The 6,265-nt window shown below is 71.3% G+C and carries 5 protein-coding genes; all 5 read right to left on the reverse strand.

What is annotated here, in order from left to right:
- Positions 1 to 70: 70 nt before the first annotated feature.
- Entirely contained in the window at positions 71 to 1,579 is a 1,509-nt protein-coding gene (locus VOI19_RS11845; RefSeq protein ID WP_323793167.1) for a hypothetical protein, read from the reverse strand.
- 43 nt (positions 1,580 to 1,622) lie between these two features.
- Positions 1,623 to 2,354, reverse strand: a complete 732-nt coding sequence (locus VOI19_RS11850) for an ABC transporter ATP-binding protein (protein WP_323793168.1) — start codon at positions 2,352 to 2,354, stop codon at positions 1,623 to 1,625.
- A gap of 58 nt (positions 2,355 to 2,412) precedes the next feature.
- On the reverse strand, positions 2,413 to 3,951 hold the full coding sequence (locus VOI19_RS11855) for a CoA-acylating methylmalonate-semialdehyde dehydrogenase (RefSeq protein WP_323793169.1): 1,539 nt from the start codon (positions 3,949 to 3,951) through the stop codon (positions 2,413 to 2,415).
- A gap of 4 nt (positions 3,952 to 3,955) precedes the next feature.
- Entirely contained in the window at positions 3,956 to 5,305 is a 1,350-nt protein-coding gene (locus VOI19_RS11860; protein WP_323793170.1) for an aspartate aminotransferase family protein, read from the reverse strand.
- A 94-nt stretch (positions 5,306 to 5,399) separates the two neighbouring features.
- Positions 5,400 to 6,265 (reverse strand): ABC transporter substrate-binding protein (locus VOI19_RS11865; protein ID WP_323793171.1); only part of this gene is annotated, 866 nt, incomplete at its 5' end.

Raw genomic sequence — 6,265 nt, forward strand, 5'->3', positions numbered from 1 at the left:
CGCCACCTGACCCTGCCCCCAGCCCGTCGCCGAGTCGGCGCGTACACGCGCCGACTCGGCGGAAAACGGGTCAGGCGGCTGACACGGTGGTGACGATGCGGGCGCGGTCGGTCGGGTCCGCCCAGGCGCGGCGGACCCGCATCAGGCGCAGGCCCGACCAGGCCAGCATCGTGATGGCGAAGAGCACCGACAGCAGCCACCGGTCGGAGTAGGCCAGAGCCGCGAAGAACAGCCCGGTGACCGTCGTCGAGAAGGCGAGGCGCGCCGAGTAGCCCACCATCAGGGACGGCGGCGCCGGGGTGGCGCGGGCCGAGCGCAGGTCGACGGCGTACGGCCGCTGAGACGACCACCTCATCGACGCGCCCACCACCTGCAGCGTCACGACCAGCAGCGTCGCGGCGAGCGCGGTGAGCTCGGAGACCGACGGGACCCCGGCACGCAGTCCGGCGATGGCCACCGTTGCGAGCGAGGCGACCAGCAGGAACTCGGCCAGCACCAGCGCCCGGGAGTCGAACACGGTGCGTGGGTCGACGGGCAGGCTCTCGCGCCACAGGGCACCCCGCGAGTCGAGGCACCAGGCGTTGACGCCGTAGAGCAGTGCACCGCCCGAGGCGACGAGGCACGGCAGGATCGTCATCGTGCTCCACTGGAGTCCACCGAGGAGGGCGACGAGTCCGGGCCCCAGCGCCAGCACGACGACGCCGCGACGCATCGGGACCGCGCGCCAGACCGAGCCGCGGTCGATCCGAATCAGTGTGCCGAGGTCGGTCCTCGCGGAGGGACGCGCCTCGTAGTGACCGCTCTCGACCCGCAGCTCCTCGCGCGGGGTCCGGTGGCCGGCGATGTGGGCCGGCACGGCACCCACGACGACCAGGAGCACAGTGGCGCCGAGCAGGATCCCCGCCGCCGTCAGCCAGCCTGACCAGGACGGCGTGGCCATGGCGACCACGAGGTAGCGCGTGGGGATCTGGTCGAACACGGTGATGATCCGGTCGGTGAGCTGGAGCCCCAGCGCGGTGCCGAGGAGCACGACGGTGAGCAGCCTGATGCCGGCGATGCCGTGCGGCACCCGACGCACGCCCTCCAAAATCCAGGCGAGCACCTGCGCGAACGCCGTCCCGGCGGCCAGCCACAGCACCAGCAGCACCTGCGCCCGGATCACCTGCTCGTTCCCCACGGCGAAGGCCGTGAACCCCAGGAGCGCCCAGGCCTGGAGCATCCAGGCGATGTTGAGCGGCGCGAGCAGCAACGCCCCGAGGTGGTCGGTCGTGGCGCTGATCGGGTGGATCGACGCCGGGTCGCGGGCCAACAGCTCTCGGCCGCCACCCGAGGCCGCCGCCGACACGATGGCGAGCAGCACGAACGCGGCGAGGGCCGTCGGCAGCAGGATCAGGACGTCGGTGGCGCGTCCGGCCTCGCCGGCGTCGGGGTGCAGGGCGGGGATGTAGGCCACCGCTGCGGTGAGGACGAGGAGGCACGCGGCGCCCGCGCCGGTGACCACGGGATGGCGCAGCGTGCCGACCCGGAACCGCACCAGGTGCACCAGGTCGACCGTCGCGCGTACGGCGTCCGCCAGCACGCCCGGTCGCGCCCTCCGAGGCACTGAAGGCTCCGGCGCGGCGTCAGTCGAGGAGGCCGCGGTAGGCACGAGCACCCTCTTCGCCGAGCATCTCGTGGGCAGCCATCGTGGCCACGCGCGCGCCGCCGCGCAGCACGCTCACGGTGCTGCACGCCTCGACCGCGAGCTCGCGCAGGTGAGTCGAGACCAGCACGCACGCCCCGCGGGCCCGGGCGTCGTTGATGACCTCGAGGGTCGCCTCGACGCCGATCGGATCGACACCGTCGAACGGTTCGTCGAGCAGCAGCACGTCGGGCTCGTGCAGCGCGGCGAGCACGACGCTGAGCCGCCGACCCATGCCGTGCGAGAAGCCGGCCGTCACCCGGTGCGCGACGTCGCCGAGCTCGAAGCGCTCGAGCAGGTCGCGGGCGCGGTCCTCCCAGTCGGGCAGCCGGCGCAGCCGTGCGGCGAGCTGGAGGTGCTCCCACGGGGTCGCGCGGGGCACCAGCCCGCCGACGTCCGGGCAGTAGCCGACGGCGCGCTTGACCATCAGCGGCTCGTGCTGGACGTCGTACCCGGCGACGAGCACGGTGCCCGCGGTGGCCGGGACCACCGCGGCGAGCACCCGCATCGTCGTCGACTTGCCGGCGCCGTTGCGGCCGAGCAGCGCGGTCGACTGCCCCGCGTGAGCCACGAGGTCGACCCCGCACACGGCCTCGACCTCGCCGAAGCGCACGTGCAGCCCGCGCACGTCGACGACCGGCGCGGCCACGTGCACCGGGGGGTTCTCGCTCATGGCCCCATCCTTGCCCCCCGGCCCCAATCGGGCACGCCGTACGCCGAAACTGCCCCGGTCAGACGTTCTGCGGGAACCCCAGGTTGATGCCACCGTGACTTGGGTCGGGCCACCGGCTCGTGATCGCCTTCTCGCGGGTGAAGAAGTCGACACCCTGCGGTCCGTAGGCCTTGGCGTCACCGAACAACGAGGCCTTCCAGCCGCCAAAGGAGTGGTAGGCGACCGGCACCGGGATCGGCACGTTGATGCCGACCATCCCGACCTCGACCTCGCGCTGGAAGCGTCGAGCGGCGCCGCCGTCGTTGGTGAAGATCGCGGTGCCGTTGCCGTAGGGGCTGTTGTTGATCAGCGCCAGGCCCTCGTCGTACGACGCCACGCGCACGATCGACAGCACGGGCCCGAAGATCTCGTCGGTGTAGACGGTCGAGGTGGTGGGCACCTTGTCGACCAGCGAGGGTCCGAGCCAGAACCCCTCGGCGGCACCGTCGGGCGTGACCCCGCGTCCGTCGACGACGACCTCGGCGCCGTCGGTGCTCGCCACGTCGAGGTAGCCCGCGACCTTGTCGCGGTGCTCGGCGGTGATCAGCGGCCCCATGTCGGCGCTGCCCCGCCCGTCGCCGGTGACGAGCCCGCCCATCCGAGAGCGCACCCGCTCGACGACCTCGTCGGCGATCGAGTCGATGGCGAGCACGACCGAGACGGCCATGCAGCGCTCGCCGGCCGAGCCGAAGCCGGCGTTGACGGCGGCGTCGGCGACCAGGTCGAGGTCGGCGTCGGGGAGCACGAGCATGTGGTTCTTGGCCCCGCCGAGCGCCTGCACGCGCTTTCCGTGGGCGGTTCCGGTCTCGTAGACGTAGCGCGCGATCGGGGTCGAGCCGACGAACGAGATCGAGGCGACGTCGGGGTGCACCAGCAGGGCGTCGACGGCCTCCTTGTCGCCGTGCACGACGTTGAAGACGCCGTCCGGCAGCCCGGCCTCCTGGAACAGCGCCGCCATCCAGTTGGCCACGCTCGGGTCCTTCTCGCTCGGCTTGAGCACGACGGTGTTGCCGGTGGCGATGGCGATCGGGAAGAACCACATCGGCACCATGGCCGGGAAGTTGAAGGGGCTGATGATCCCGACGACCCCGAGCGGCTGCTTGAGGGAGTAGACGTCGACGTCGGTCGAGACGTTCTCGGAGTAGGAGCCCTTCGTCAGGTGCGGCATGCCGCAGGCGAACTCGACGACCTCGAGTCCGCGGGCCACCTCGCCGGCGGCGTCGGAGAGCACCTTGCCGTGCTCGGAGGTGAGGATCGCGGCGAGCTCTCCCTTGCGGGCGTTGACCAGCTCGCGGAAGGCGAACATCACCTGCTGGCGCTTCGCGGTGGAGGAGCTCCCCCAGCCCTGAGCACCGGTGAAGGCGGCGCGGGCGGTCGCGACCGCGGTGTCGACGTCCGCGGTCGAGGCGAGGCGCACGTGCTTGGTCTGGACGCCCAGCGCGGGGTCGTAGACCGGCGCGGTGCGCTCGGAGGCGCCGGTGGCGAGCGCGCCGGCGATCCAGTGGTCGAGGACAGGAAGGTCGCTGGTGGTGCTGCTTGTGGTGGCGGTGGCGGTCATGGGGTCAGAGCTCCTCGTCGAGCAGGGTCAGGACGTCGTCGTAGATGGACAGGGCCTGCGCCACCTCGTCGTCGGTGACGACACACGGAGGCACGGCGTGGATGCGGTTGTCGGCAGCGAAGGGCAGGAGACCGCGCGCGAGCATCTCCTTCTTGGCGCGGCCGATCACCGCTGCCCCGACCGGCGCGCGGGTGGCCGGATCGGCGACCAGCTCGATCGCCCAGAAGACACCGGTGCCCCGCACCTCCCCGACGATCGGGTGCTTGTCGGCGAGCTCACGCAGCCCCGGCCCGAGGACGTCGGCGCCGATGCGCTTGGCGTTGGCGACGATGCCCTCGCTCTCCATGGCGTCGAGCGCGGCGACGATGGAGGCTGCGGCCAGCGGGTGCCCGGAGTAGGTGAGCCCGCCGGGAAACACGGTCTTGTCGAAGTCGGCAGCGATCTCGTCGGAGATCACCACGCCCCCGACCGGCACGTAGCCGGAGTTGACGCCCTTGGCGAAGGCGATCAGGTCGGGCTTCACCCCACCCCGGTCGGTGTCGACGCCGTCGAAGGCGAACCACTCGCCGGTGCGGCCGAACCCGGCCATGACCTCGTCGAGGATCAGCACGATGCCGTGGACGTCGCAGAGCGCACGGACGCCGGCGAGGTAGCCCGGCGGCGGCATCAGCACACCGGCGGTGCCGGGGATCGTCTCGAGCAGCACCGCCGCGATGCCGTTGGGCCCCTCGCACTCGATCACCCGACGCAGGTGCGTCAGCGCCCGCTCGGACTCCTCCTCCGGCGTGGTCGCCCAGAACTCCGAGCGGTAGAGGTAGGGACCGAAGGCGTGCACGTGGCCGCGGGCGAACTCGTTGGGCACTCGGCGCCAGTCACCGGTCGCGACGATCGCCGAGCCGGTGTTGCCGTGATAGCTGCGGTAGCGCGAGATCACCTTGTCGCGCCCGGTGTGCAGGCGCGCCATCCGGATGGCGTTCTCGATCGCGTCGGCACCGCCGTTGGTGAAGAAGACCTTGTTCATCCCGTCCGGCGCCCGGTCGGTGATCCGCTTGGCGGCCTCGCCGCGAGCGAGGTGGGCGGTCGGGGGCGAGATCGTCGTGAGCAGCGCTGCCTGCTCCTGGATGGCAGCCACGACGGCTGGGTGCTGGTGGCCGATGTTGACGTTGACGAGCTGGCTGGAGAAGTCGAGGTAGCGGGTGCCCGCGTGGTCCCAGACGTGGCAGCCGAGGCCACTCTCGATCACCATCGGGTCCAGCGCCCCCTGGGCCGACCAGGAGTGGAAGACGTGGGCCCGATCGAGCGCGTAGGCCCTCGCGTCGGGCGAGGTGGGGTCGTGCGCGGGCGCCGTCGTCATCGTCGGTCTCCTTCGTCCTTGGTGGGGTGTGTGTGCTGGAGGTCCGATGCCGAGTCGGCGCGAGTACGCGCCGACTCGGCGTCAGACCGGCGTGCTAGTTGCCGCCCTCGACCAGGACGACGTCGGTCGGGGTGTAGCCCGAACCGACGGTGTCGACCTCGTCGCCGAGCTCGCTGATCGCCTGCTCGATGTAGCTGTTGTCGTACGCCGTCGCGGGCGGCGCGGCGGTGATGAGGTTCTGGCCCTGCTCGTTGACAGCGGCCAGCGCGCCCTCGACGGTCTGGTCCCAGGCCGCCTGGTCGATCACGCCGATGCCGTTGTCGGAGGGCCAGATGAGCTTGTTGGTCTCGTTGGCCATCCACAGCTCGTGACTCGGGCCCCAGCTGGAGCCGGCCGCGACCGTGATCTCGGCAGCGCTCTCGACGTTGTCGCGTGCGTAGGCCCAGCCCTTGATGACGGCCTTGAGGAACGCGACCGTGGTCTCGGCGTACTCCTCGTCGGACTCGAGGCGCTCGGTGTCGGCCCAGATGGCGTCCTGCAGCATCCCGCCGGCCGTGTCGGCGTACGAGATCACGTTGAAGTCGTCCGGCTGGTAGAGCTCACCGGTGTCGGGGTTCGGCGTCTCGAGGACCTGGGCGAACTCGTTGTAGGTCATCGCCTGGGCCGCGTCGATGTCGCCCTGGAGGAAGGCGTTCATGTTGAAGTCCTGGGTGACGATGTCGACCGAGGTCGCGTCGAGGCCCTCGGCAGCCATCGCCGCGAAGATCTCCCACTCGTTGCCGAACCCCCACGAGCCGATCTTCTTGCCCTCGAAGTCGGCGACCGACTCGATGCCGGAGTCGGCCATCGAGACCTGGAGAGTGCCGGAGCGCTGGAAGATCTGGGCGATGTTGGTCAGGTTGGCGCCCTGCTCGATCGAGCCGAGCACCTTGGGCACCCACGCGATGGCGTAGTCGGCAT

Source organism: Nocardioides sp., assembly GCF_034670285.1.
Taxonomy (GTDB): domain Bacteria; phylum Actinomycetota; class Actinomycetes; order Propionibacteriales; family Nocardioidaceae; genus Nocardioides.